Here is a 24,519-nt window from a genome sequence, read left to right as displayed (position 1 = left end):
ACCGGGATAATCTGCCCCACAACAACACGAGGGGCGCGCCCGCCGGCGCGCGGATGAGCGCATGAGATTGCCCAATCTGCTGGGAAGCCGCAACGGTCGCCTGTCGGCCTTTTTCTTCTTGTACATGACCGAGGGCATTCCCCTCGGTTTCGCCGCCACCGCCGTGGCCACCCAGCTGCGCCGCATGGGCGTGGGGCCCGCCGAGATCGGGGCGTTTGTCGCCGCCTTCTACCTGCCCTGGGCTTTCAAGTGGGCCTTCGGCCCTCTGGTCGATGTGTTCCGCTCGCAGCGCTTCGGCCATCGTCGCGGCTGGATTCTGTTCACGCAGCTGATCATGGCCGCCACCCTGGGGGTGCTGGTCTTCGTCAAGCTGCCTGAACAGCTGGCCTTGTTCACGGCCATTCTGCTGGTGCACAACACCTTTGCGGCCATGCAGGACGTGGCCATCGATGCCCTGGCCTGCAACACCCTGCACCCCGAGGAGCGTGGTCTGGCCAATGGCCTGATGTTCGCCGGTGCGGCCGTGGGCCAGGCGGTGGGGGGCAGTGGCGTGCTCTTCCTGATGGCTTACATCGGCTTCCAGAACAGCTTTGTCTTCGTGGCCCTGAGCATCCTGGCCGTGACGGGCTTCATTGTCCTGCCCATGAAGGAAGCCCTGGCCCAGGCCGGTGATGCGGCCCACCAGGCCGGCCGCGGCCTGCGCCACGCCCTGGGCGAGATGCGCAGCTTTGCCATGGACGCCTTCCGCTCCTTCATCGGCACGCGCGGCGCCTACGCCGGGGTGTTCTTCGCCCTGCTGCCTTGCGGCGCCATGTCGCTGAGTCTGGCCTTGCAGTCCAACCTCTCGGTCGAACTCGGCCTCAACGACGACCAGGTCGCCTGGATGAATCTGGCCACCAGCGTGGTCAGCGGTGCGGCCATGGTGCTGGGCGGCTTGCTGTCCGACCGCATTGGCCGGCGTGTGGTTCTGAGTGCGGCAGTGATTCTGATGAGCCTGCCGGTCGCCTACCTGGCCTTGGTGCTGCAACAGCATGGCTATGTGATGCCGCGTGCGGCCGACAGCAAGGCGGCGGTGGAACCGGCCCTGGTCACGGCCTTGTGGGTGGCGGTGCTGGGCTTCAATGTCTTCATGGGCCTGATGTACGGTGTGCGCTCGGCCCTGTTCATGGATGTGACCAACCCCAAGGTTGCCGCGACCCAGTTCACGGCTTATATGGCCTTGATGAATTTGTCCATCGCCTACACCGCAACCTGGCAAGGCCTGTCCATCGAGGCTTTCGGCTACCCGGTGACCCTGGCCATCGACGCCACTGTGGGCTTGTTCTGCCTTGCGCTGATGCATCTGATGAAGAAGCCGGCCTCGCAGGCCGCGCAGATCAGCGACTCCCTGGCCGAACACCGCGCCCGCAAGAGCGCCTGGGGGATTGGTCTGCTGTGCCTGGCCTGGCTGCCTTTCTGGGCCCTGCGTGCCGAGCTCGGCGCTGCCCTGCCGATTGCCAATGTCTTCTTCACCATGCTGTTTGTGATCGCGCCGCTGTTCCTGCTGGCCGGCCGTGAGGTGCTGGGTGCGGGCATCAGTCCGGCCTTGCGCCGCAGCGCTGCCTGCTTGGCTTTGCCACTGCTGGCCATCTACGGCCGCAAATGGGTGGACGGCTTGCAGGCGGGTGTTGCGCCCTGGGCGCAGAACTCGGTCGGCCTGATGGTGGCCGACAGCCTGATCTACTTGCTGCCCCTGTTGTCCGGTCTGGTGTTGATCCAGCTGGCACGCCAGGACTGGCAGATTCTGAGCCCGAAAGTTGCATCCGGCGCGACTGTGTGAACACCCTCGTGGGGGCGATGGCCGGCGACAGCCCGGCTTGCTAACCTGCCACCTCCAGAGACAAACGAGGAGAGGCTTGTGTTACAGAACGAGAAGAGGAAACAAGCAGACGGCGCCCGCCTGCTGGCCCTGGCGGCCGCGGGCCTGTTGATGCTGCAGGGCGTGGCTCAGGCGGGTCCGGAGCTCGATGGCAAGGGCTTGTACCTGGGCGCCAGCTTCGGCAGCGCCAAGGGCAAGTCCAAGGTCTATCTGGGCGACTCGGACCCGTCTGTGGCCTTGGCCGTGGGCTACCGCTTCAACCCCCATCTGTCGGCCGAGCTGTTTGCTCGCAACCTCAACTTCAACATCATTCCTGGCCTGTTCGAGCGCGAGGACTATGTCTACCCCGACAGCCATGTCGGCACTGCCCTGCGCCTGAGCGCGCCGCTCAACGAGTCCTTCCAGGTCTACGGCCGCCTGGGCCTGGGTCGCACCTCGATGAAGGCCACCCGGGTGGGTATGCAGGCCAAGTCCCTCACCGAGGCCAGCGTCGGCGCCGGCCTCGGCTACGACTTCAACGCCACTTGGGGCCTGCAGCTGGAATACAACCGTTTCCTGAAGAACGACATCAACGTGCTCTCTTTGGGCGTGCAGCTGCGCTTCTGAGCCCTGAGCCCTGAGCCCTGAGCCCTGAGCCCTGAGCCCTGAGCCCGGCTTCAGGGCAGCTTGAGTGCGCGCGCCACCTCGCTCCAGGGCAGCAGCTTGAAGTTCTGCGGCCCGTCGGGCAAGCGCTTGTGGCCGTCCTGCACGACGATCAGGCCCTGGCCGTAGACCCCGCCGAAGTTGGCGGCGCTCACTTCCAGGCCATCGGTTTCCGACGCGCCGTCGATGCCCAGCTCGGCATTGATGCCGATGCGAAAGCCGCCGCGCAAGGCGTAGGGCGGCTGGGCGTCGAGCACCAGATAGCTGTGATTGCCTTGCGAGGACACCAGCAGATAGCCGGCGTCACCCGGCCGGGCGCGGTAGATCGCCAGGCCTTCCACATCGGCGACCAGGGCGCCGCCGACTGGCATGATCAACCTTGGCTTGCCTGTTCCGGCACTGCTTCCGATGTCAATCTGCCAAATCCCGCGCTTCTCTTCGCCGACAAAGAGCCGTCCGTTCGCCTCGTCCACCACGCAGCCCTCGGGCTGGCTGGCCAGCTGGAACTGGCGCAGCAGGCGTGACTGCCACTGCCCTTCGGCGGCGCGCGTGATGCGGATCTGCTGCACGCGGCCGTCCTTGTCGTTGGGGAAGGCGTCCAGCTCGCCCTCTGCGCTGCGGCCCACGCAGAGGCCGTAGATGTCCTTGAGATCGGTGGGCAGCCGGGCCAGCTCGGACACCAGGCCCTGTCCATCGATGCCGAAGAGCAGGAGCGCGTTCTCATCGCGCTGGGTGGCCACGGCCAGGTCCATGGACTGCCCCGGCGTCACTTGCAGGCCCTGGCGCAGGTCGACATTGTTGATGCGCCCCACTTCCAGCAGCTGCCGCTCCTCGCCTTGCAGGTTGTAGACCAGCAGGCCTTGTTTCTTGTTGGTGCCGAGGATGCGGCTGAGACGGGCGTCGCTCGGGTGCACCCAGATCGCCGGGTCGTCCGCCGCGTCGCCGAAGCGCGCCACCGGCGCGGTCTGCCCGCTGGGTTGCAGCACCGGCCAGTCCCAGGTTTTGCTCACCGGGGCCTTGGCCTTGCGGCTCGCTGCGCGCAGCAGCTGGCGCTGCGGCTTGCCCTCGACGCGCGTGCTGTGTTCCCACAGGCCCAGGCCGGGCTCATCGATGTGCAGCAGCTCTTGCTTGTCATCGACCACGCAGCCCTTGGCGCCGGGCGCCGTGGCCAGGCGGCGCAGCGGGCGTGCACCCTCGGGGCCGGCGATCAGCCATTGCTCGCTCAGGCCTTCCTCGCCGAGCAGGAAGAGCTGCAGCAGGCCTTGCGGGTCGCGGTGCAGGCAGAGCGCTTCGACGGCAAAGCTGGGCTCGGGCAGGTCCTGGGCGCGCAAGACCTGACCCTCGCTGCGCAGCAGCACCGGCCGGCCACGGTCGGCATCGAGCAGCACAGCGACATGGTCCTGGGCGCCTTCCGCGCGCTGATCCCAGCGCTTGGCGCGCACGGCATAACGGGCCAGTTCCCGGCCTTGGCGGTCGAGCAGCTGCAGGCCCTTCTTGTCGAGCTGGAGCTGGGTCGGGTTGAGGTCGGCTGTCTGGGTGGCATGGGCCGGGCCCAGCAAGCCAAGTGCCATCAAGAGTGCGAGTGTGTGCTGCCTCATGCTCAGAACACCGCCAGTTTCAGACCCAGCTTGACGCTGCGGCCGTACTGCTCGTACTGCGCGTTCAGGGCGCGCTGGCCGGCGTAGACGTAGTAGGCGCTGTTGTTCAGATTGAGCAGCTCCAGGCTGAGCTGCAGTTTGGCGCTGAGGTCATAGCGCAGCGAGAAGTCCCATTGCGTCTGGCCGTCCACCCACAAGTCCTTGGCCGGGTTCAGCACATCGCCCACCTCCAGCAGATAGGCCGATTTGTGGTTGACCGCCAGGCGGGTGCTCAGGCCCTGGCCTTCCCAGCCCAGGCTGAGGTTGAGGCTGCGGTCCGATTGGCTGGGCAGGGCCAGCTGGCGGCTTTGCAGCTGGCCGTTCTTGTAGCCGGCGATGGTGGCCTTGGAGTGCACCAGGGTGGCGTTGGCGCCCAGCACCAGGCCGTTGAAAGGTGCCGGCAGGCCGCGCAAGGCCTGACCATAGGCCAGCTCCAGACCGCTGACTTTGGCGTCCTCGCCGTTGGCGTAAGTCAGGGCGGAATCGAAGCCGGCCCATGTGCCTTGGCCGGCCAGATTGGTCCGGTAGACGAAGTCGCGGATGCTCTTGTGGAAGGCATAGGCGGACAAGCTGCCGTCGCGGTCCAGGCGCTGCTCGATGCCCAGGTCCAGATTGCGCGAGCGCAAGGGCTTGAGTGCCGGGTTGCCGAACTCGGCGCTCTTGTCCTCGATCACAAAGCCCGGGCTGAGCTGGCCGAAGGTGGGGCGTACCACCGATTGCGTGTAGGCCGCGCGCAGCTGTTTCTCGCTGCTCAGCTGCTGGCGCAGCAGCAGGGCCGGCAGCCAGTGGCGGCTGCGGCTCTCGCTGTGCTGGGCGCTGAACTGGCCCTTGCTGTTGCCGGTGCCATCGGCCTCCAGGCGCAGGGTTTCATGGCGCAGACCGGTGATCAGCTGGGTGTGCTTCCAGTCGATCGTGGCTTGCAGGTAGGCGGCGTCGCTCTCTTCTTTGATGCGGTAGTCGGCAATGGCCGAATCGCTGGCCTCGCGGAACTCGGCCGGCTTGAGGCCGGCCACCAGCTGGCGCACCGCCTGCTCGCTCAGGTTGGGGCCCAGCTCACCCCAGGGATAACGCGGCATGCCCTCGGCCACCACGCTGGCCATGGACAGCTGCGTGCTGCTGAAACCGTACGGCGCCTTGGCCAAGGTCTTGCCGCTGTAGCTCCAGACCTCGCGGCCGTTGTCCTTCTGGCGGCGGGCGATCTTGACGCCGCCCTTGAGCTCGAGCTCGGCGCCGTCGAGATCCAGGTCCTTGAGCAGGTCGACGCGCAGATTGCGCTCGCGGTCGGTGGCGCGGCTTTGCTCCAGCTTGATCTTGTCGAGCGTGAAGCCGCTGCTGCTGGCCAGGCCGGCCGGGCCGCTGATCACGGGCTTCTGGCTGTCGGCGAAGCCGAGGCCGCTGAAGGCCGTGGCGTTTTTGTAGGTGGCGCCGGACAAGGTGTCGGGCTTGTTCTCGCTGGCGCGGCCGGCGCCCAGGGCGGCGCTGAGCTTCCAGTCGCCCCAGCGGCGCTCGCCGCCCAGGCTCAGGGAATCGACCTGCGAGATCTCCTCGCGCGCCTTCAGCGAACGGGCTGCCTTGGCCTTTCCATCGGTCTGGCCCGCAGCCAGGGCGGGCGAGAACTCCAGGGTCTGCGCCTGGCGCTGCTCGGTGTCGGTGAAGCGGCTGCTGAAGCTGCGCAGGTAGTAGCTCTGGCCGGGGTCGGGTCGCAGGTCCAGGTTCAGGGCGCCGCCGTGGCGCACGCGGCTGATGGTGTAGCTGCGCCGCTCCAGCTTGCTCAAGGCCGGGCTGCTGCCGCTGAGGTTCCAGGCACCGCCGGTCTCGACATTGTCGGAGCCGAAGCTGCGCTCATCGCTGCTCAGGGCCAGGGCCAGGCCCAGGGTGTTGGCGAGGAAACGCTCGCTGTAGATCAGGGCGCCGTTCGGGCGCGTCTTGCCGCTCAGCGCGGCGTAGCTGGCGCCGGCGCTGAGGTTCAGCACGCGGCCGGGCTGGTCGAAGGCCGACACGGTGTTCACCGCCACCGAGCCGCCGAGCGAGTTGGCGTCCTGGTCCGGGCTCAGGGTCTTGCGCACTTCCAGCGAGCGGATCAGGCCGGCCGGCACCACATCGAGGCCGACGGCGCGGCGGTCGGCTTCGGCCGAGGGCACCAGGGTGCCGTTGATGCTGACCGCGTTGAGATCCGGGCCCAGGCCGCGCACGCGGATGAAGCGGCCTTCGCCCTGGTCGCGCTCGACCGAGACGCCGGGCAGGCGGGCCAGGGCCTCGGCGGCATTGATGTCGGGCAACTGGCCGATACCGTCGGCATGGACCACGCTCAGCACGCCGGTGGCGGCGCGCTGCTTGTCCAGCGCATTGCGCAGATTGGCCGCCTGGCCGCTGAGCTGCACGGTCTCCAGCGTGGTGGTGGGCGCGCTGGCGGCGTCGGCCGGGGCGGGCGCGGCGCTTTGTGCCGAGGCGGGCGACGCGGCCAGGGACAGCAGGGCGGCGCTGAGGCCGAGGCTCAGCGGCGTCAGGCGTGGGCGGCGCAGGGCTGGGCAGGGCAGGCGGAAGGAGTGGGACATGGTGGGTGGGGGGCTCCGCAGCGGAGCACAGACAAGCGCCGGATCGGCAATGGCTCCGCACCTTAGGCAGGCGGTATGGCAGTTCCGTGACGACCAGCCCTCGGGCGGCCGCAGCGGCTGCAAGAGCGCAGATCCGGCCCCGGACTGAGCTGTTTCGACCCCCGCCGTCCACAGCGCGCCGCTGCATGACGGCCTGTCACAAAGCCTCTTTAGGATCGCCAGCCCATGCTCATCTCACCTTTGCTCAAGGCCTTGCAGCCCGTGCCCCAGGCGCCCGTGCTGGGCCTGGCGCATTTCGGCCATCTCCTGGCCTTGCTGATGGCCGGCCTGATGGCGGCCTTCGCCTGGGGCGGCGAGGCCAAGCCGCTGCAGGACTGGCGCTGGATGGATGTGGCCGGCGAGGGCGGCATGGTGCTGATGGCCGCCATCTGGATCACCCAGCTGCGCAGCAGCCGGCCCGGTGGCCGCGTCACCAGCTGGCTGTGCCTGGGTCTGGCCGGCATCCTGCTGGGCGAATGGGTCGATGTGCTGGACGAGTTCTGGCGCCTGCCCAAGGCCGTGCTCTGGGACAACTGGCTGGAATCGGGCCTCACGCCCCTGGGCATGCTGGTTCTGACCATCGGCCTGCAGCATTGGCGCGAGGAAGAGCGGGCCTTGAGCGCCCAGCTGCTCAAGCGCGAGCGCCTGATCCGCGAGCACCGCAGTTTTGATGCCATCACCCAGCTCGGCGATGCCGACTACCTGGCCCGCCAGATCGCCTTGGAACAGCAGCGCGAGGGCCAGCCCGGCGCGGCCCTGCTGATGCTGAGCCTGGACGGCTTTGACAGCATCGCCCGCGAGCATGGCCTGGCCGAGGCCGATCGCCTGCTGCAGGCGGCCGGCCATCTCTTGATCCTGAACCTGCGGCCCGAGGACCTGCTCTGCCGCTATGCCGCTGACCGCTTTGCCTTGCTGATGCCCGGCGCCGGCCCGGCCCTGGCGGCGCAGACCGCCGGCCATTTGCAGCAGGCCCTGGGCAGCCTGGCCCACCACAGCCGCCAGGGCCAGCGCATCCAGCGCCCGGCGCGGGTGGTGTGGAGTGCGGTTGATGCGGACGAGCCCGGTGCGCAGCAGCTGCTTCGGCTGGCGGCCCGGCTGTGAACGCGGCCCTACCCGGTCTCAGCCCGGCCTTGAGCGCCGTGGCGCCGGCCAATGTGTATCAGCTGGGCACACGCTGCCTGGTCTGGGAACACCAGGCCGTGCTGCTGCTGGAGTTTGCGCGCAGCCGCGGCCTGGCGCCGGCCGATCTGCTGGCAGCCGCTGGCTTCAGTTCAATGCCGAGCCTGCTCAGCCCGCAGCAGCTGCTCGATCTGCTGGCCGCCTTGCAAGCCCAGCTGCAGGCGCCGGATACGGCTTTTGTTCTGGGCCAGCTCAGCCTGCCCGGCCATGCCGGCCTGGCCAGCCATGCCCTGGCTCAGGCGCGCAACGGCCGCCAGGCCCTGGAGCTGCTGGCCGCGCACAGCGCCCGGCTCTCGCCCCTGCTGACGCCGCGCCTGCTCTGGCATGAGGACGAGCTGCTGCTGATCTGGACCGAGGCCTGCGGCGTCGGCGCGGCGCAGCGCAACTTCGTGGTCGACATGCAGATGAGCGCCGTCACCGGCCTGTGCCAGTGGCTGGGCGGCCGGCGCCTGCCCTGGCGCTACAGCTTCAACCGCAGCCGCCCGCGCGATCTCTCGCAGCATGCGGTGTTCCTCGGCGCCGACCTGCAGTTCGATTGCCAGGTCGACGCCATGCGCGTGCCGGCCGCCTGCCTCGACGAACCCTGGCCGCGCGGCGTGGCCGACAGCATGGCCGCCCAGGCCCTGGCCCAGGGCGCCGACCCCGGCGCCGCCGGCCGCGGTCTGCTGGCTGCGCTCTACGACCATTTGCTGCCGCGCCTGCGTGAAGCGCCCACGCTGGAGCAGAGCGCCCAGGCCTTTGGCGTCAGCAGCGCCACCTTCAAGCGCCATCTGGCCCAGCATGGCACGCATTTTCAGGCCCAGCTCGACCAGGTGCGCACCCACTGGGCGCTTTATCTGCTCCTCTTGCAAGGCCAGAGCCATGAGCGCGTGGCCCAGGCCCTGGGCTTTCACGACCGCAGCAACTTCCGCCGCTCCTTCAAGCGCTGGACCGGCCTGGTGCCCAGCTTGCTGGCTTGAATGATGAAGGCCGGGCTGTGCTGCAATGCAGCTCAGGCCCGTTCCGGGCCAGGAGCCTGGCATGAGCATCCCCGCGAGATCCCACCCTGTTTCCCCTTCCAGTGCCCGGCGCCGTGCCGCCTGGCTGCTGCTGAGCGCTGCGCTGAGCGCGCCCTGGGCCGTCAGCGCCGAAACCCTGCCCGCGCCAACCGCCTTGCACCGCCAGCTGCTGGCCCAGGGTCACAAGGCGCAGGCCGTGACCGTCGTCGAGCCCCACCTCAGCAGCAAGGACCAGCCGGTGCAGCGGCGCTATCTGGCCTATCCCGTGGAGGCGGTGCTGAGCGCCACCCTCGGCCCCAGCTGGCAGGCCCAGCCCGACCGTGAGCTGGAGTTCAAGGCGCTCGATGGCTTCATCGCGCGCATGCCGGTGGCGCGTTTTCTCAAGTACCGCGCCTACCTGGCCGTGGGCCTGGCCGATGGCCAGCCCTTCAGGGTGGACAACCTCGCGCAGGGCGAAAAGCGCGTGGCGCTCGGTCCCTACTACCTGATATGGGACAACCTGAGTGCCCCCGCCCTGCAGGCCGAGGGTGGCACGCACTGGCCCTACCAGGTGGCCGAAATCAGCCTGCGCGCCGTCAACCCCGAGGCCTTGCTGCCCTCGGGCATGGACAGTGCGCGCTGGGCCGAGCATGCGGCCCTGGCGCAGACCTATTGCCTCAGCTGCCACCAGATCAACGGCTTTGGCGGCGCCAAGATGCCGCTCAATCTGGCCGTTCGCGCCAAGCTGATCGATGCCCGTACCTGGCAGAGCTGGTTGCTGCAGCCCCAGTCCGTCAAGCCCGGCACCGCCATGCCGGCCCTGCCCGATGGCCTGAGCGCGGCCGAGCGCCAGCGCATCGCCAGCCAACTGCACGACTACCTCAAGGCCTTGCCGGTGGCGCCTTGAGGCGGCGCCTCCGGGCGCGTGTGACTCTTGCCATTAGGGGGTGATGCGCCTACCGCACGCCCTCGCACATCGAGTACCCTTGCCCACTTTCCGAATCGCTTGTTGGCTCGCTCATGTCGGACACCCCCATTGACCGCACCGGACTTCGCTCGCCAGGCCTGCCTGTCGACGACGTCAATGCCTTGCCCCCCGGCACCCGTTTCGGGGCGCTGGAGATTGTGCGGACCCTGGGTGTGGGCGGCTTCGGCATCGTCTACCTGGCGCGCGACCATGCGCTGGAGCGCGAGCTGGCGATCAAGGAGTACATGCCGGGGCAGCTGGCCCAGCGTGGCGAGGGCTCGGTGGTGTCGGTGCGCTCGGGTTCGCTGAGCGAAACCTTCGAGATCGGTCGCCGTTCCTTCGTCAACGAGGCGCGCCTGCTGGCCCGCTTCGACCACCGCTCCCTGCTCAAGGTCTACCAGTTCTGGGAGGCCAATGGCACGGCCTATATGGCCATGCCCTATCTGCAGGGTCAGACCTTGCGCCAGCGCCGCGAGGACATCAACGCCGGCCGGGCGCCTGCGCTGGACGAGGCGGCGCTGCGGGCGCTGCTGCTGCCGCTGCTGGAGGCCTTGATCCTGCTGCATGCCTCGGCCGTTTACCACCGCGACATCGCGCCCGACAACATCTTGATGCCGGCCGATGGCAGCGACCCCATCCTGCTGGATTTCGGTGCGGCGCGCCGCGCCATCGGCGACCGCACCCAGACCTTCACCGCCATCCTCAAGCCCAGCTACGCACCCATCGAGCAGTACGCCGAAAGCTCGGCCCTGCGCCAAGGGCCCTGGACCGATGTCTATGCCCTGGGTGCTGTCGTTCACTACCTGCTGACCGGCCAGCCGCCGCCGCCGGCCACGGCGCGCGCCGTGGTCGATGACTACGAGCCGCTGGCGGGCCGGGCCCTGCCGGGCTGCTCGCGCGCGTTTCTGGCCGCCGTCGATTGGGCCCTGGCCGTGCGGCCGCTGGAGCGCCCGCAAAGCATGGAGGCCTTCCGCGACGCCCTGACCGGCCAGCGCGAAGCACCCGGGCTGCATGAGGCCGATCTGCCCTTGCCCTTGAGTGAGGACGGCAGCGATGGCGCGGATGACGATGTGACGGTGATCCAGCCGCGCCCGCGCACCGTGCCGCTCGCCAAGCCCGCGCCGAATCCCCTGGCCGAGGCTGCCACCCTGGTGCAGCCGCCGCCTTCCGCGGCGCCGGTGTCGCGCCCCGCCAAGGCGGCCGTGGCGCCCGGGCCGGCCCCGGTGCCTGCCCCTGCGTCGGCCCCGGTGGCCGGCAAGGCCCGGTCGGTGCCGCCCTTGGCGATGGCGGCGGTGGCGCTCTTGCTCGTGCTGGCTGCGGGCGGCTGGTGGGCCAAGTCCAGGGATACAGGTGCTGCGCCGTCGCTGGAACTGGCGGCGGCTTCCGCGCCGTCGTCGGCTTCTTCTGCTGCTTCGGCTGTGCCTGTCCCGGCATCCGCGCCGGCGACCGATCCAGCACTGGCACAGGCCGGACGCGCGCCCGCCTCGGCGCCGGCTCAGACCATGGTGCCGGCCCCTGCGGCCGTGGTCTTGGGCCCTGCGCCGGCGCCTTTGCTGAACCCGAACGGTGGCAACAAGGCCTCGCCGTCCGCGGCTGCAGCTTCGTCCTCGCGCCTGGCCGCGCAGGCGCCTTCGCAATCTCAGGTGCAGACCGTGCGCACCGATGCGCGCCGCCCCGGCAAGGAGGGCGTGGCCTCGGCCCCGGCGCCCGGTGGGGCGGCCAACAAGCTGCCGCCCATGCCGCAGCAGGATGCCAGCCTGGCTGTGGCCACGCCGGCCCAGATCGCCGCGGCCGCGACCCAGGCTGCGTCGGCCGTCCAGGCCGCAGGCCACGAGGAGGCCCCGGCCGCCCCCCTGGACCCACGCCAGGCCTGCGCCAAGGAGAACATCCTGCTGCGCGTCTGGTGCGTGGACCGCCGTTGCGAGAAGCCGGCTTATGCCGGCCATGCCGAGTGCGTGCGCCTGCGCGAGATCCGCGAGCAGCGCCGCGAGCGCTGAGCTTGGGTTTGGGCTTGGGCTTGGGCTTGGGCTGGCGCTTTGCCGGTGTTCGACTGACGGGCATGACCTTGGGACTGCGGCTGCGCTTCTGTTGAAATCCTCGGCATGAGCCCTGATTCCCCCTTTCTCATCAGCTGCGATCCGGTGCGCCTGGATCTGGACCTGATCCACCGCTTCCTCAGCGAGCAGGCGCCCTGGTGCCTGGGCATTCCCAAGGCCACGGTGGCGCAGGCCATCGCTGGATCCTTGTGCTTCGGTGCGTACCGCGAGGGCGCCCAGATCGGCTTTGCCCGCGTCATCACCGATCGCACGACCTTTGCCTACCTCTGCGATGTGTTTGTGCTGCCCGAGCACCAAGGCCAGGGCTGCAGCCGGGCGTTGATGGATGCCGTCATGGCCCACCCCGATTTGCAACAGCTGCGCCGCTTCATGCTGGCCACCAGCACGGCGGCCGGGCTCTACGCCAAGTACGGCTTCAGCCCCGCGTCCAAGCCGCAGAGTTTCATGGAGCGCCTGGACCCGGAGATCTATTTGCGTGCGCCCCAGGGGGCCAGTTGAGCTCCATCCTGTTTTCCTGCGGCGCCGGCCGATACTGCCGGGAGCTGACGGCGGCCGATGTGCCGGCGGTGCAGCGCTTTCTGGAGGCCAACCCGGAGTACTTCTGGACCGTCGGAGACGAGCCGCCGCGGCCTGATGAGGCACAGCAGGAGTTCGACGAACGCCCGCCGGCCGAGCTCAGCTACAGCCGCCTGCGCCAGCTCGGCTTCTACGCCGAGCCCTCGGGTGAACTGCTGGCCTATGGCAGCGTGGTCGAGGACCTGATGCGGCCCGGGGTCTGCCACCTCGCCCTGTTCATCGTCGCCACGGCGCGCCATGGCCGCGGCGATGCCGCCCCGCTCTACCAGGGCCTGGAGCAATGGGCGCGCGCGCAGGGCGCCCGCTGGATGCGCTTGGGGGTGGTGCTGGGCAACACGCGGGCTGAGCGCTTCTGGCAAGGCCAGGGCTTTGTCGAGCTGCGTCGGCGCGACGGCGTGCCGGCCGGTCGCCGCCTCAACACCTTGCGGGTGATGCTCAAGCCCCTGCTTGCGGCCGGCGCGGCGGGCAAGGCCGAGGCAGACGAAATCGCCGACTACCTGTGCCAAGTGGCACGTGATCGGCCCGAGCCCTGAGCCGGGTTGCCGCAGCCCGGCAGCCCCTCTGTTAGATTCAGACCCAAGGGTTGGCCAGGCATGGGTCGGCCCGAGACTTCGGAGCCGGCAAAGGCGTGACAAGGTGAATGGTGTTTGGTTTTCCTGGCTGCGCGGAGCTTGCCTCTGTCTGGCGCTGCTGGCGTCGGCCGCCCAGGCCCGCGAGTTCCGCGTGGATCTGATCCAGTTCGACCCCTGGGCCAAAAAGAACCCCGACCCCGATGCCGCCGAACCCTATGTGGGCATCGTCGTCGACCTGCTCAAGGAGTTCGAGCGCCGCAGCGGCCACCGCACGATCAAGACCTTGACGCCCTATGCCCGCGTGGAGCGCGATCTGGAGCTGGGCGATTGCGATTTCTCCATCATGGCCTGGGGCGAGGCCCGCGCAGCCTATGCCAACCGGGGCACGGCTTTTGTGCCGCTGGAATTTGGTGTCCGGGCGCGCAAGGGCGTGCGGGTGCGCAGCTATGAGGACCTGAAGAAGATCATCGTCGGCGCGCCCCGCGGGCTCAAGGTCGACCCGCGCTTCGATGCGGACCCCGAGATCCGCAAGGACCTGGTGCTGGACTACACCCTGGCCATCCGCAAGGCGGTGGCCGACCGCGACGCCATGGCCGTGGCCGGCTCTCTGTCCACCCTGGGCCACATCATCCGCAAGCTCGGGCTGGAGGCGGAGTTTGGCGATGTGCTGGTGCTCAACACCACGCATCTGACCGTGGCCTTTTCCAAGAAGTCCAGCCAGATCGGCGCCGAGGCCCAGGTCAATGCGGTGTTCAAGACCATGGTGGACGACGGCACGGCGCGGCGCATCTACGAGCGCTGGATGTTCCCGCCCGATTGAGCGCGGCGCCGGGCCTCGTCAGCGCGCCTGGGCGTTGGCGCGCCGGCAACGCTCGATGTCGCAGGCCGTGGGCAGGGTGGCGCGGTACTCGCCAAAGGCCTTGAGCAGGCCCGGGTCGGTGGTCTGGCATTGGCCGCCCTTGCCGTCGGTGTAGTAGGAGGTCACATCGATGCAGCGGCGCGAGTGCGCCATCAGGCCGAAGAAATGTCCCATCTCGTGCGAGACGACCATTTGCAGCGTCTCGCCGGCCGGGTGCCTGGGGTTGCGCTGCCGCAGCAGGGTGAACATGGCCGGGTTCAGGGCCAGGCTGCGCTGGCCCAGATCGGCCAGGCCGAAATTGCCGCGGCTGGCCGCCGCACTCCAGTGCACAAACACGGCGCCGGTCGGCAGCTCGTCGCTGGCCTGCAGCCGCCGCACCTCGCTGGGCACACCGCAGCGCGACCAGCTGCTGGCGGCGCTCTGCAGCGCCTGCATCACCTGCTCGGCCGTGAACCAGGCCGGCGCGCCGGCGTGGGCATAGCGCAGGCGCAGCGGCGAGGCCAGGGCCGGGCGGTCGCGGCCATCGCCCCAGGTGGGCACCTCGGCCAGCGGGCATTGCGCCATCTCCTGCTCGCGCAGGCGGATCTGCTCGGGGCTTTGCGCCAGGGCCGGGCCCCACAGCGCAGCCAGGGCCAGGGGCAGCACCGGCCAGGCACGAGCCCGGCCGCGCAGGCGCTTCAAAGCGCGCATCCCACCTCGCCGCGCGCACCCGGCTCGGGCCCCTGGCTGCGGATCCGGACACCGTAGCGTTCGGCCGTCATGTGGGCCAGGATGGACAGGGCAATCTCGGGCGGCGTGCGGGCGCCGATGTGCAGGCCCACCGGGCCATGCAGGCGGGCCAGCTGCGCCGGTGTCAGGCCAAAGTGTTCGGCCAGGCGCGCCTTGCGCTTGCTCTGGTTGACCCGCGAGCCGATGGCGCCGACGTAGAAGGCCGGGCTTTGCAGCGCCTCCATCAAGGCCAGGTCGTCGAGCTTGGGGTCGTGGGTCAGGGCGACGATGGCGCTGTGGCCGTCGGGCTGCATGGCGGTGACGACATCGTCGGGCATGTCGCGGCTGAGCGTGCAGCCGGGCACGGCGAAACCGTCGGCGTATTCCTCGCGCGGGTCGCAGATGGTGACGCGGTAATCCAGGCCCAGGGCCATCTGCGCCAGATACTGGGTCATCTGGCCGGCGCCGATGATGAGCAGGCGCCACTGCGGGCCGTGGTGGCTGCGCAGCGTCCGGGCGTCCAGCAGCAAGGTGTCGGCCCCGTGCTTGGGCGCCAGCAGCTGCACCCGGCCACTGTGCAGGTCCAGCAGGCGCTGCACCCGCTCGCCGCGGTCCAGGCGCTCCAGCAGGGCTTCGATCTGCGAGGCCTGGCTGACCGGCTCCAGCAGCAGCTCCAGCGTGCCGCCGCAGGGCAGGCCGAAGCGCTGGGCCTCCTCGGCGCCGACGCCATAGCGCAGCAGTTCGGGCCGCTGCAAGGCCAGGGCGCCTTCGCGCAGCTTGGCGATCAGATCGTCTTCGATGCAGCCGCCCGAGACGGAGCCGGCAATCTGCCCGTCATCCCGCACCGCCACCAGCGAGCCCACCGGCCGCGGGGCCGAGCCCCAGGTGCGGGTGATGGTGCCCAGCACCGCGCCGCGGCTCTCACGGCGCCAGGCGGCCAGCTGCCGCAACACTTGCAAGTCGACGTTGTCCATGGCGGCATCCTATGCGCTCGGCCCGGCGCCCGCGGCGCACAATACGCTTACCCGATTGCTTTGCTGTGGCTGCCCCGCGCATGCCAAGCCCGCCATGAAACCCAAGCCTCAAGAACCGCTCAGCGCCGAGCCTGCGACGACGGCGCCGCCGCCTGTGGCCAAGCCGCGCTGGTTCGAGGCCTTGCTGGCCTGGTATCTGGGCTGGCTGGGGCGCATCTTCACCGGCAAGCTCTGAGCCGGCCTGCCGGGCCCGCGTCGACCCCTTGGACTTGCCTATTTCGGCGTCTTCATCGGCGCAATGCTGCCGCAACCGGCGCCCAGCCAGCGGCCACTGCCGTTCACCACCAGGGTTTCGTTCTTGCCGCTGCTCTTGTTCTTGCTGACGGTGTTCAAGGTCGAGGTGTAGGCCTCGGGGCTGGTGAGTGTGGTCGTGCCCTGGCCGCTGACTTCGGGGTCGCTACAGCTGAACTGGTTGAGGATGTGCGCGCCCTTGCGCTGAATCTGGTGCTTGCATGAGCCCTGGCCCTGGCTGTGCACTGGCAGCTCATTGAGGGCCGCCTGATCGGCCGTGATGCAGACCTTGAGCGTGACGGCGCCGGTGGCCAGATTGGCGTTGACCCCGGCCTTGGCCATCATCTCTTCCATCATCTTGCGCTGATCGGCCGGCATCTGGGCCAGCTGCTGTTGGGCCTGGGCCATGGCCGCCTGGCGCTCGGGGCTGAGCTGGGGGTTCATCTTGATTTCCCACAGCCCCGGCTTGATGGCTTGGGCCTGGGCTCGTGTGGGCGCGAAGGCGCTGGCACTGAGCAAGCAGGCCGCGATCAGCAGCAAGGCAGGAGGGCGAGCCTGGGTGGGGGCGTGCTGGGTCTTCATGCGCGGCTCCTCGGGCCCGTTGGGCCGTGGCGGGTGGGGGGTGAAGAGCCAGTGTAGCCAGCGCTGCCGATCAAGCCAGCAGTCGTTCGCGCAGCTGCGGTGTGGCCTGCTCCACGGGCGCCAGCAGCAGCGGCCAGATCTGGGCGCCCAGCTCGCGGCGGAACATGCCGAAATGGCCGATGGCGCGCAGGCCCAGCTGGCGCGGGTCCAGGGTGTGGCGCTGCAGCGCGGCGCTGCGGAACTGCTGGCCCAGGTGGTCCACCGCCGGGCCGGGGCCGAACAAGGTGTCGTCGCTGATGTTCCAGAGGTGCACCGGGCCGGTGAAGCGGTGGTAGCCCAGGTCAGCCTGCACTGCCGGGTCGGTGAACAGATAGCCGCGCCGCCGGCCCCAGCGCGCCCATTGCAGGGCCGCAGCCTTGGGCAGGTCTTGCGCGCGGCCGCCCAGCACCCAGCCGGGCGCGTGGCCGAAGAGATGGCTCAAACCCGGCAGCAAGGCATGGAAAAACAGAGCGGCCTTGGCCTTTTGCACGCCGGCCCAGAAGCGCCAGTCGGCCGCCTGGGCGGCCACGCCCAGCACCGCGTCCAGCTGCTCGAAGCCGGGCGCCAGACCGATGGCCTGGCCGCCAAAGGAATGGCCGATGGCCAGCACGCCCAGCGGCTGGCCTTGCGCCCGCTGCTCGCGCTGGCGCCGGTGTTCGATGGCGCGCAGGGCGGCGGCCATGTCCAGCTGCGCCCATTCACGCAGGCCGGCCCGCTCCTGCCGCACCGAGCCCTGCAAGCTGCGGCCGATGCCGCGGTAGTCGTAGCTGAGCACGGCATAGCCGCGCCCGGCCAGCCACTCGGCAAAGCCGCGGTAGAAGCCGCTGGCCACGGCCATGGCCGGGCTGATCACGGCCAGGGCGCGCACCGGGCCCGCCGGCTCTTGCCAGCTGGCGTGCAGCAGGCGGCCGTCGGCGCAGCGCAGCTGCACGGCTTGGACCGGGGGCAAGGCGTGGGGCAGGGAGGGGGCAGTGGGTTTCATCGGGATTCTTGGCGGGTGGCGGCCGGTGGATGGCGGTGGAGGGCTGTGGAACCAAGTGGTAGGCCGTGGAGGACACGGGAACTCAGTCTAGATTGGCGAGATTTCAGCGACTAGACTGCGTTGAATCGACACATTGGTAATCAAACGTTGACAAACAAGCCGCGCCACCCGCCCGTTTCGCCATCGCCATCGCCTGCTCCGTCGACCCCGGCAGCAGTGGCAACCGTAACGACAACGACAGCAACAACAAAAACAAAAGCAAAAACGAGCAGCGCCCCGCGCCTGTCGCGCAGCCGCCGCACCGCCGCCGATCAGGCCCTGGACGCCAATGCCCTGGAGCTGTTCGCCCGCATCGCCCAGGCCGGCAGCTTTGCCCGTGCGGCGCGGGATCTGGGGCTGACGCGCGCGGCCGTCAGCCGCCGCGTGGCCGCGATTGAATCGGCGGTGGGCCTGGCCCTGTTCGCGCGCAGCACCCGCAGCCTCAGCCTGACCGAAGCCGGCCGGCGCCTGCAGGCCCGCGCCCGGGTGGTGCTGGAGGCCACCGAAGGTGCCCGCCTGGCCCTGCGCAGCGAGCGTGACCAGCTCAGCGGCACCTTGCGCATCAGCGCGCCGCCGGTGTTCGGCAACCATGTGCTGCCGCCGCTGCTGGCGCGCTTTCAGGCCTTGCACCCGGCGCTGCGCTATGAGTTCTTGTTCACCTACCGCCGCGTCGATCTGCTCGCCGAAGGCGTGGACCTGGCCTTCCGCGCCACCGCCCAGCCGCCCGAGGACTGGGTGGCCCAGCCCCTGCTGCGTTATGCCGTGCGCGCCTATGCCTCGCCAGCCTGGGCGGCCGCGGCCGGCCCGCTGCAAGGGCCGCAGGATCTGCTGCATCTGCCCTGCCTGCTGGTCGGCCAGCACGAAGACGCCAGCGAACGCCGCTGGCTGCGCGAAGACCCACAGGGCCGCCCGCTGGAAGAAGCCGCACTCAGCCTGCGCGCCGCCGCCTGGGGCAATGACCACGAGGTGCTGCTGGCCATGGCCCGCGCCGGCGGCGGCGTGGTGCTCAGCCCGGATTTCTGCGTGCCCATCGCCACCGAGAGCGGCGGCGGCCTGGTCGACGTGCTGCCGGGCTGGCGTTTGACCGTCAAGGAAGGCGAATGGATCCAGGCCCTGAGCCTGCCCATGCCCGCCGGCTCAGAGACCGCCCGTGCGCTGGTGCGCTTCATCAAGGAGGCCTTGGCGGAGGAGGGGGCGGGGGCTTAGCGGGAGGGGCAGAGCCCGGCCGGCGCGGCCATGTTTGGCTGGGCACCGCTGTCGCGCCCAGCTGGGTGACCCCGCTGGCCTCGGAGCCGGGAGTTTGGGCGCGCGACATTCGAGGGTTGGCCTGAGGAACTAACGCCATGAACTGATGGCAATATGGCGAGCCATCGACCGGCTGGATGTTGCGTTGCAGCCCAAGCCGAGTGTTTGTAACAGGCGCGGCTTTTGTCGTGGAGATTAATGCCGTTTGAAATCTCAAACCAGCAGCGAAAAGGCGTGATCCGACAGGCACTTGCTTGGGTTTTCGCCTGGCCGGTTATGGCGACAGCGGCCGTGATATGCGGCGTGCAGCTGCGACATACAACACGTTAGGCATCGCGCTTATGTCTATTGATCTGAAGGTCTGGCTAGTCCGCGTGGCCCTATGGCTGCTCTCCATACTGATCGTTGGGGCGCCACTCGAAATCGCTAGGCGGCACACTGGCGATGCGATCTACCTCCTAGCATCAGCCGCCGTCTTATTCCTGTGTCACTTCCTCGGGCGTGTGATTGCAAATCGAATGCTGAACAGGGCCAAAAAAGGCTAGGACCACATTCAATGCGCCACTCCATCTTTTTGCTTTTCGCTATTGCACGGTCAGAAATCGATGGCGATTCTGATCAATTGCAGTCCACCAAGCCAAGCGCGCTAGCCTGGGGTGCTAGTCCAGCTTTCGAAGAAGGACGGATTGGCAGAGCAGTGAAGCCTAACCGGGCGCTCGAGTGGACCTACGCCAGCTGGCCGCGCTACGCTGCCTGTATATTTTCAGCTCCGCGCGGCCAGCTGGCTGCGGCCCCTCAGCTTCAACGTTAGAGCGCACATGCTTGCACCGCGCAATAAGGATCGCCTTCTCCGCCTTGCAGCGGCCACCGCAGCGCTTGCATGGTGTACGCCGGCATACGCGCATAGCGAAGCAGTCGTCCTTGGTGTACTGGTCTACTTTGGTTTAGGTGGTGGTTTGGTCGCCGGCCCCATTGCTGTCGTGGCCAAGCGCGCCAAGCTCAGCTTCGCTTGGCCATTCGCTGCATTCCTGGGCATCTTGTCAGTCTTTGCAGCTGTTTGGTCGAGATCTATTGAAGTCATTCCATACGCCATTGCATATGGTGCTTTTGTGTCAGTGCTGCCGTTTGTTATTTCCTATTACCTCAGCCGATTCGTTGCGCAGCGCATCAATCAAGCCATCAGTGCGCGAAGTAGGGGCCTGCCGTGAGTGCGGAATCGCCAATGCGCTCTAACCTGCCGCTCAACCGGACCCGCAACGGCATGCCGCCTTCGGGCCTCATTTCATTCTGGCCCTTCGGCGTCCTGCCGTCGCTGGCCGGTTAGCTTCAACGTTAGGCCGCTGTTGGAAGATCCTGTCCTGCTTCCCGCTGAAGAGATCGAATCGAACTTGGTGCTTTGCGCTTCGTGTGTTGGGTATCTAGAGGATTCTGGTCGCTACGAGATTCGCGACCTGATCGCTCCGGAGTGCGTGGCGCTCGTCCACATGCTTCGCAAGATGCTGCCCGACGGAGAAGATCGTGTACTTCGGCTCGCCCGTGAACACCCGGTTCCTTGGGTCCGCTACTACACTGCAGCCGCCATCGAAGGAGACTTCCCAAGTGTTAGTTGTGCTGTGTACAAAGAACTCCAAGTCGTTGGCGGCATCGTCAGCGCCGTAGCCCTGGTGGCGGAGAAACTCCTTGCACAGCCAAAGCACTGAAAATTCGCGGCCTAACCCAGCATTCGAGTGGACCTTCGCCATCTGGCCGCGCTACTTTGTCATTGCATTCTCACCTCCGCGCGGCCAGCTGGCTGCGGCCACTCAGCTCGAACGTTGGGCCCACAGTGACACCTGTCGAGCAGTTAGTCCAGTTGGCGCGCGAAGCGGAGGCGAAGCTGAGCGTCATATTTGACGCGCCTGATGCGCTGCCATTTGCCTCTGAAGCATTCGAAATCATCGCAGCGAATCCTGAATTGCAAGGTGAGTTTGAAGCGGCGTTTCTTGAGATGCCTCCGTATGCGCCGACGGAGTTTGTCGAAGTCTGCATGCATGTCCTTCGTTGGCCAAACGTCCGAGTGGAGTTCGAAGCGCGCCAGCGTGCAGCGATCGCTCGGAACGACTGGCGCACCGAACCGGTGTACCGGCATTACCTGGAGGCCTTTGAACCTGATTGGGAAGGCGAAGTGGTCCGCCTATCGAGATGCGGAGTGCAGCTTTCGAAGTGCCAGGTTTGGCGACGGAACCGGGGCTCCCGCCGAGGGCATGGGGTGCGAGGTCGAGCTGGGGCGCGCCCGCCTGGACTATCTGGCGACCCTCTGATGAATGCGAGGCTGGGGTTCCCCATGGTTCCAGGCTGTCTGGCGACCTGGCTATCATCTTGAGCGGAGTCATGCTGGCAAGCTGCCGCTTGCTGCTCGGCTGCCAGCTGTGGCCACCAAGCCATAGCAGCAACTCTGCTTGCCGGTCAGAACCCTCTACGGGAGAGCGTTTGTGAGAACTACAAGCCCATCGCAGCCTCTGCTCTTGCTTCTGCAGCAAGGCCTGAAGCATCGAATCCTCTGCGCAGCCATCCCTGCCGCATGTGCCGTGGGCGCTGCGACGCTTGCGGCTGGCGCCGGTGACCGCGTGGCCGGGGCCTTGGCCCTGCAGTTCTGCCTGTGGGCCTTGCTGGGGTTCAGCTGCCCGCTCATCTGGACGGGCGGGTTCAGCCGGCCCTTTCCGCCGAGCCAACACCTGGCTTTGCTCAAGGTCAGGACGCAGAAGCTGGTTCTGGTCCTTGGCGCCATGCTGCCCTTGCTGGCCATGGCCAGCCGCTACTTTGCGCCTTGAGCTTTGACGCCTGAGCCGGGGGGGGCGAGGCGCAGGCGGCGAGTTTTCGCCGCCTCAACCCACGTCTGCTGGCGGTTCCGGCGGCATCCGCAGCACCACCTGGTCGCGCCCGCCCGCCTTGGCCTCGTACAGGGCTTCATCGGCGCGGCGGTAGGCGGCGCCCAGGTCCAGCCAGGTGGGTCGGCCCAGCACGGTGGCACCGATGGAGATGCTGAGCTGGCCGCTGGGGCTGGCTTGGTGTGGCCGGTGCAGATCGCGCACGGCTGCGTTCAGCTGCGCCAGCACTGGCTCCAGGGCCTGGCCTTCGGTCAGCATCAGCAGCACCGCGAACTCTTCACCGCCCACGCGGAATAGCAGGTCTGAGCTGCGCCGCAGCGCCGCCTGCAGGGCCTGGGCCACGGCGCGCAAGGCCTGGTCGCCCTCGGCGTGGCCGTAGTGGTCGTTGTATTTTTTGAAGTGGTCGATGTCGATCAAGGCCAGGCCCAGGGCCCAGCCCTGGCGTTGGGCCAGCGCCCATTGCTGCGGTGCCAGGGTGTCGAAATGGCGGCGGTTGTAGAGCCCAGTCAGGCCGTCGTGCTGGGCCAGGGCTTCGATCTGGCGGTTCTTGCGCGTCAGCGTGAAGACAAAGCCCAGGCTCAGGGCCAGCACCAGAACGGTGGCCAGGTGCCCGGCGCTGCTGTGCAGGCTGCTGCGCAGCAGGTCGTCCTCGCTGAGGTGCAGCTCCAGCGCCCAGGGCGCGCTTTTCAGCGGCAGGCGCAGGCGGATGTGGGGGCGCAGCTCGCTGTCGTCCTCCTGGCCCGGCGCAGGCGCCACGGCGACGATGCTGCGGCCTCGCGCATCGACCAGGTGGACATGGGCATGGGGCAGGGGCGTGGCGGCCAGCCCGCGCTGCAGGCTGCTGACGCGCACATCGATGCTGACGCTGCCACGGAACTGGCCGTTCTGGTCGATGGGCTGGGTGACGGTGACGATGGCTTCGCGGTCACCGGCGTCGAGGTAGGGCTGGCTCCAGAAAGGGCGGCGCTCCGGGTTGGCCTCGGGCCGGGCATGGGCGAAGTACTCGCGGCCCAGCAGTTCGGGGCGGAACTGGAAGGTCTCCGCGCCCTTGGCCGGGAACACGAACATGAAATGGCGCGCCGAGGTGTACTGCACCCAGGGCACATCGGGGCTGCGTTCGCGAATCGCACGCATCAGCGGCGTCAGGCCTACGGCCATGGTCAGCTCCTCGGCCACCGGGTCGTCCAGCGCGGGCAAAGGCCCAAAGCCGGTGACCCGGCCCAGCGAGGCCGGGTCGCCGAATTGGGGCGGCAGGCGCGACTCGTAGGCCTGGCCGCCGTCGCGCGCATGGAGGCGGATCACCGGGTTCTCGGCGCCGCGGATGCGGCCGCTGAAAAAACGCTCGGCCAGGTACTTCATGGCCAGCAGGTTGTAGACGTGGATGTCCAGCTCATGGTCGAGCGCCTCGGCCAGCTGCAGGCCGCTGCGCCGGGTCTGCTCCTGCGCCTGGGCCATGCCCTCGCGCACTCGCAGCACACTGCCCCAGGCGGCCAGCAGCAGGCATACGCTCAGGCCCAGCAGCACGGCCCGGTCGCGGCGCTGGCGCGAGCTCAGCGGGCTCAGCGGGCTCGGGGGTGCCGGGGTGGGCTTGGAGGTGGCAGCGGAGGATGAGGATGAAGAGGATGAGGGGCTGGACTCAGGCATGGTGGCCAGTCGGAGCGGCAGTGCCTGGAACACTTTACGCAGCCTGGATGAATTTGTCGTCCATCTCGGAGCAGGCTGCTGCGGCTATGCTTTCGGCCCTGCGTCGTCTCACCAGCCCTGCCATGTCAGCCCATCCGCCCCGCGAACCCGTCGACGAGCCCCGTCTGACCTCCCTGTCCCACGGTGGCGGCTGCGGCTGCAAGATCGCGCCGGGCCTGTTGAGCGAGATTTTGCGCAGCAGCCAGGCCGGCATGCCCCTGCCGCCCGAGCTGCTGGTGGGCATCGAGACCTCGGACGATGCCGCCGTCTACCGCCTGAATGACGAGCAGGCCCTGGTGGCCACCACCGATTTCTTCATGCCCATCGTCGATGACCCTTTCGACTTCGGCCGCATCGCCGCCACCAATGCGCTCAGCGATGTCTACGCCATGGGCGGCCGCCCCATCATGGCCCTGGCCTTGGTGGGCATGCCGATCGCGCGCCTGTCCACGGCCACCATCGGCCGCGTGCTGGAGGGGGGCGCCTCGGTCTGCCGCGAGGCCGGCATCCCGATCGCAGGCGGCCACACCATCGATTCGGTCGAGCCGATCTACGGCCTGGTCGCCCTGGGCCTGGTCCACCCGCAGCGGGTGCAGCGCAATGCCGGCGCCCAGCCGGGCGATGTGCTGCTGCTGGGCAAACCGCTGGGGGTGGGCGTGCTCAGTGCCGCGCTGAAAAAAGGCCTGCTCGGCGCCGAGGGCTATGCCCGCATGCTGGCCAGCACCACCCGGCTCAACACCCCGGGCCCGGATCTGGCGGCCCTGGCAGGCGTGCATGCGCTGACCGATGTCACTGGCTTCGGCCTGGCCGGCCATGCGCTGGAGATGGCGCGCGGCTCGGGCTGCAGCCTGGCCCTGGACTGGTCCGCCGTGCCCCTGATCGAGGGCGTGCGCGAGTTGGCGGCGCAGGGCTGCATCACCGGGGCTTCGGGCCGCAACTGGGCGGCCTACGGCGCCGAGGTGGAGCTGCCGGCTGGCTTCTCGGCTGAAGACCTGGCCCTGCTCAGCGACCCGCAGACCAGCGGCGGCCTGCTGCTGGCTTGTGCGCCCGAGGCGCTGCCTGCCGTGCAAGCGGTGTTCGCGCGCCATGGCTTTGGGCCGGCGGCCGTGCTGGGCCGGGTGCTGGAGCGCAGTGCAGCGCCGCGCTTGCAGCTGCAGCGTTCCGCGGTCTGAGTGCGTCTGATTTGAGGAT

The 24,519-nt window shown here is 68.5% G+C and carries 22 protein-coding genes; 15 read left to right on the top strand and 7 right to left on the bottom strand.

What is annotated here, in order from left to right; translation table 11 throughout:
• Positions 1 to 61: 61 nt before the first annotated feature.
• Positions 62 to 1,819 carry an MFS transporter gene (locus tag OOB33_RS01765; protein ID WP_271007412.1) on the top strand — a complete coding sequence of 586 codons (1,758 nt, stop codon included), beginning with the start codon at positions 62 to 64 and terminating at the stop codon, positions 1,817 to 1,819.
• A 78-nt stretch (positions 1,820 to 1,897) separates the two neighbouring features.
• A complete protein-coding gene (locus OOB33_RS01760) occupies positions 1,898 to 2,464 on the top strand; it encodes a porin family protein (protein ID WP_271007411.1) in 567 nt (188 codons plus the stop codon).
• A gap of 50 nt (positions 2,465 to 2,514) precedes the next feature.
• Here OOB33_RS01760 and OOB33_RS01755 read toward each other — a convergent pair whose 3' ends face one another.
• Positions 2,515 to 4,098, bottom strand: a complete 1,584-nt coding sequence (locus OOB33_RS01755) for a phytase (protein ID WP_271007410.1) — start codon at positions 4,096 to 4,098, stop codon at positions 2,515 to 2,517.
• Positions 4,099 to 4,100: 2 nt separating this feature from the next.
• The gene (locus tag OOB33_RS01750) at positions 4,101 to 6,692 is read right to left on the bottom strand and encodes a TonB-dependent receptor (protein ID WP_271007409.1); all 2,592 of its coding nucleotides are present in this window, start codon (positions 6,690 to 6,692) and stop codon (positions 4,101 to 4,103) included.
• A 225-nt stretch (positions 6,693 to 6,917) separates the two neighbouring features.
• On the opposite strand from OOB33_RS01750, the gene OOB33_RS01745 reads away from it, so the two are divergent.
• From OOB33_RS01745 to OOB33_RS01715, 7 genes are all read left to right on the top strand, one after another.
• A complete protein-coding gene (locus OOB33_RS01745) occupies positions 6,918 to 7,832 on the top strand; it encodes a GGDEF domain-containing protein (protein ID WP_271007408.1) in 915 nt (304 codons plus the stop codon).
• Positions 7,829 to 8,869: a helix-turn-helix transcriptional regulator gene (locus tag OOB33_RS01740; protein WP_243392843.1), complete on the top strand. Its 1,041-nt coding sequence runs from the start codon at positions 7,829 to 7,831 to the stop codon at positions 8,867 to 8,869. The genes OOB33_RS01745 and OOB33_RS01740 overlap by 4 nt, the downstream gene beginning before the upstream one ends.
• A gap of 61 nt (positions 8,870 to 8,930) precedes the next feature.
• Positions 8,931 to 9,794, top strand: a complete 864-nt coding sequence (locus OOB33_RS01735; protein ID WP_271007407.1) for a c-type cytochrome — start codon at positions 8,931 to 8,933, stop codon at positions 9,792 to 9,794.
• Positions 9,795 to 9,907: 113 nt separating this feature from the next.
• Positions 9,908 to 11,851: a serine/threonine protein kinase gene (locus tag OOB33_RS01730; RefSeq protein WP_271007406.1), complete on the top strand. Its 1,944-nt coding sequence runs from the start codon at positions 9,908 to 9,910 to the stop codon at positions 11,849 to 11,851.
• Positions 11,852 to 11,956: 105 nt separating this feature from the next.
• A complete protein-coding gene (locus OOB33_RS01725; protein WP_271007405.1) occupies positions 11,957 to 12,409 on the top strand; it encodes a GNAT family N-acetyltransferase in 453 nt (150 codons plus the stop codon).
• Complete coding sequence (locus OOB33_RS01720) at positions 12,406 to 13,020, top strand: GNAT family N-acetyltransferase (protein ID WP_171826753.1); 615 nt, start codon at positions 12,406 to 12,408, stop codon at positions 13,018 to 13,020. The genes OOB33_RS01725 and OOB33_RS01720 overlap by 4 nt, the downstream gene beginning before the upstream one ends.
• A 103-nt stretch (positions 13,021 to 13,123) precedes the next feature.
• Entirely contained in the window at positions 13,124 to 13,879 is a 756-nt protein-coding gene (locus OOB33_RS01715) for a substrate-binding periplasmic protein (protein ID WP_271007404.1), read from the top strand.
• 18 nt (positions 13,880 to 13,897) lie between these two features.
• Here OOB33_RS01715 and OOB33_RS01710 read toward each other — a convergent pair whose 3' ends face one another.
• The gene (locus OOB33_RS01710; protein WP_271007403.1) at positions 13,898 to 14,608 is read right to left on the bottom strand and encodes a hypothetical protein; all 711 of its coding nucleotides are present in this window, start codon (positions 14,606 to 14,608) and stop codon (positions 13,898 to 13,900) included.
• Positions 14,596 to 15,600, bottom strand: a complete 1,005-nt coding sequence (locus OOB33_RS01705) for an XdhC family protein (protein ID WP_271007402.1) — start codon at positions 15,598 to 15,600, stop codon at positions 14,596 to 14,598. The genes OOB33_RS01710 and OOB33_RS01705 overlap by 13 nt, the downstream gene beginning before the upstream one ends.
• A 94-nt stretch (positions 15,601 to 15,694) precedes the next feature.
• On the opposite strand from OOB33_RS01705, the gene OOB33_RS01700 reads away from it, so the two are divergent.
• Entirely contained in the window at positions 15,695 to 15,835 is a 141-nt protein-coding gene (locus OOB33_RS01700; RefSeq protein ID WP_271007401.1) for a hypothetical protein, read from the top strand.
• Between the two features lie 38 nt (positions 15,836 to 15,873).
• Here OOB33_RS01700 and OOB33_RS01695 read toward each other — a convergent pair whose 3' ends face one another.
• Positions 15,874 to 16,473: a DUF3617 domain-containing protein gene (locus tag OOB33_RS01695; RefSeq protein WP_271007400.1), complete on the bottom strand. Its 600-nt coding sequence runs from the start codon at positions 16,471 to 16,473 to the stop codon at positions 15,874 to 15,876.
• A gap of 70 nt (positions 16,474 to 16,543) precedes the next feature.
• Complete coding sequence (locus OOB33_RS01690; RefSeq protein ID WP_271007399.1) at positions 16,544 to 17,494, bottom strand: alpha/beta hydrolase family protein; 951 nt, start codon at positions 17,492 to 17,494, stop codon at positions 16,544 to 16,546.
• 216 nt (positions 17,495 to 17,710) lie between these two features.
• Between OOB33_RS01690 and OOB33_RS01685 the strand changes: the two genes are divergently transcribed.
• The 4 genes from OOB33_RS01685 to OOB33_RS01670 all read left to right on the top strand — a co-directional run bounded on the left by OOB33_RS01685 (position 17,711) and on the right by OOB33_RS01670 (position 21,588).
• Positions 17,711 to 18,739, top strand: a complete 1,029-nt coding sequence (locus OOB33_RS01685; RefSeq protein ID WP_271007398.1) for a LysR family transcriptional regulator — start codon at positions 17,711 to 17,713, stop codon at positions 18,737 to 18,739.
• An 857-nt stretch (positions 18,740 to 19,596) separates the two neighbouring features.
• The gene (locus OOB33_RS01680) at positions 19,597 to 19,986 is read left to right on the top strand and encodes a hypothetical protein (protein WP_133155285.1); all 390 of its coding nucleotides are present in this window, start codon (positions 19,597 to 19,599) and stop codon (positions 19,984 to 19,986) included.
• 135 nt (positions 19,987 to 20,121) lie between these two features.
• On the top strand, positions 20,122 to 20,478 hold the full coding sequence (locus OOB33_RS01675) for a hypothetical protein (protein ID WP_133155288.1): 357 nt from the start codon (positions 20,122 to 20,124) through the stop codon (positions 20,476 to 20,478).
• Between the two features lie 804 nt (positions 20,479 to 21,282).
• Positions 21,283 to 21,588 carry a hypothetical protein gene (locus OOB33_RS01670; protein WP_271007397.1) on the top strand — a complete coding sequence of 102 codons (306 nt, stop codon included), beginning with the start codon at positions 21,283 to 21,285 and terminating at the stop codon, positions 21,586 to 21,588.
• Positions 21,589 to 21,642: 54 nt separating this feature from the next.
• On the opposite strand, the gene OOB33_RS01665 is transcribed toward OOB33_RS01670, so the two are convergent.
• A complete protein-coding gene (locus OOB33_RS01665; protein ID WP_271007396.1) occupies positions 21,643 to 23,289 on the bottom strand; it encodes a sensor domain-containing diguanylate cyclase in 1,647 nt (548 codons plus the stop codon).
• A gap of 122 nt (positions 23,290 to 23,411) precedes the next feature.
• On the opposite strand from OOB33_RS01665, the gene selD reads away from it, so the two are divergent.
• Positions 23,412 to 24,500 (top strand): selenide, water dikinase SelD, encoded by a 1,089-nt coding sequence (gene selD / locus OOB33_RS01660; protein WP_271007395.1) that lies wholly within the window; start codon positions 23,412 to 23,414, stop codon positions 24,498 to 24,500.
• Positions 24,501 to 24,519: the final 19 nt, after the last annotated feature.

Origin of the sequence: Paucibacter sp. B51 (genome assembly GCF_027863535.1) — a bacterium.
GTDB classification, from domain to species: Bacteria; Pseudomonadota; Gammaproteobacteria; order Burkholderiales; family Burkholderiaceae_C; genus Paucibacter_A; species Paucibacter_A aquatilis.
Note: the sequence above shows the minus strand (reverse complement) of the source record. Positions and strands in the feature narration are given on the sequence as shown.

What these genes read in the sequence shown, in the direction of transcription:
- OOB33_RS01750 (WP_271007409.1), bottom strand. Translation starts at nt 6,692, where the DNA reads ATGTCCCACTCCTTCCGCCTGCCCTGCCCAGCCCTGCGCCGCCCACGC.
- OOB33_RS01710 (WP_271007403.1), bottom strand. Translation starts at nt 14,608, where the DNA reads ATGCGCGCTTTGAAGCGCCTGCGCGGCCGGGCTCGTGCCTGGCCGGTG.
- OOB33_RS01730 (WP_271007406.1), top strand. Translation starts at nt 9,908, where the DNA reads ATGTCGGACACCCCCATTGACCGCACCGGACTTCGCTCGCCAGGCCTG.
- OOB33_RS01690 (WP_271007399.1), bottom strand. Translation starts at nt 17,494, where the DNA reads ATGAAACCCACTGCCCCCTCCCTGCCCCACGCCTTGCCCCCGGTCCAA.
- OOB33_RS01725 (WP_271007405.1), top strand. Translation starts at nt 11,957, where the DNA reads ATGAGCCCTGATTCCCCCTTTCTCATCAGCTGCGATCCGGTGCGCCTG.
- OOB33_RS01765 (WP_271007412.1), top strand. Translation starts at nt 62, where the DNA reads ATGAGATTGCCCAATCTGCTGGGAAGCCGCAACGGTCGCCTGTCGGCC.
- OOB33_RS01665 (WP_271007396.1), bottom strand. Translation starts at nt 23,289, where the DNA reads ATGCCTGAGTCCAGCCCCTCATCCTCTTCATCCTCATCCTCCGCTGCC.
- OOB33_RS01680 (WP_133155285.1), top strand. Translation starts at nt 19,597, where the DNA reads ATGCTTGCACCGCGCAATAAGGATCGCCTTCTCCGCCTTGCAGCGGCC.
- OOB33_RS01755 (WP_271007410.1), bottom strand. Translation starts at nt 4,098, where the DNA reads ATGAGGCAGCACACACTCGCACTCTTGATGGCACTTGGCTTGCTGGGC.
- OOB33_RS01745 (WP_271007408.1), top strand. Translation starts at nt 6,918, where the DNA reads ATGCTCATCTCACCTTTGCTCAAGGCCTTGCAGCCCGTGCCCCAGGCG.
- OOB33_RS01695 (WP_271007400.1), bottom strand. Translation starts at nt 16,473, where the DNA reads ATGAAGACCCAGCACGCCCCCACCCAGGCTCGCCCTCCTGCCTTGCTG.
- OOB33_RS01700 (WP_271007401.1), top strand. Translation starts at nt 15,695, where the DNA reads ATGAAACCCAAGCCTCAAGAACCGCTCAGCGCCGAGCCTGCGACGACG.
- selD (WP_271007395.1), top strand. Translation starts at nt 23,412, where the DNA reads ATGTCAGCCCATCCGCCCCGCGAACCCGTCGACGAGCCCCGTCTGACC.
- OOB33_RS01705 (WP_271007402.1), bottom strand. Translation starts at nt 15,600, where the DNA reads ATGGACAACGTCGACTTGCAAGTGTTGCGGCAGCTGGCCGCCTGGCGC.
- OOB33_RS01735 (WP_271007407.1), top strand. Translation starts at nt 8,931, where the DNA reads ATGAGCATCCCCGCGAGATCCCACCCTGTTTCCCCTTCCAGTGCCCGG.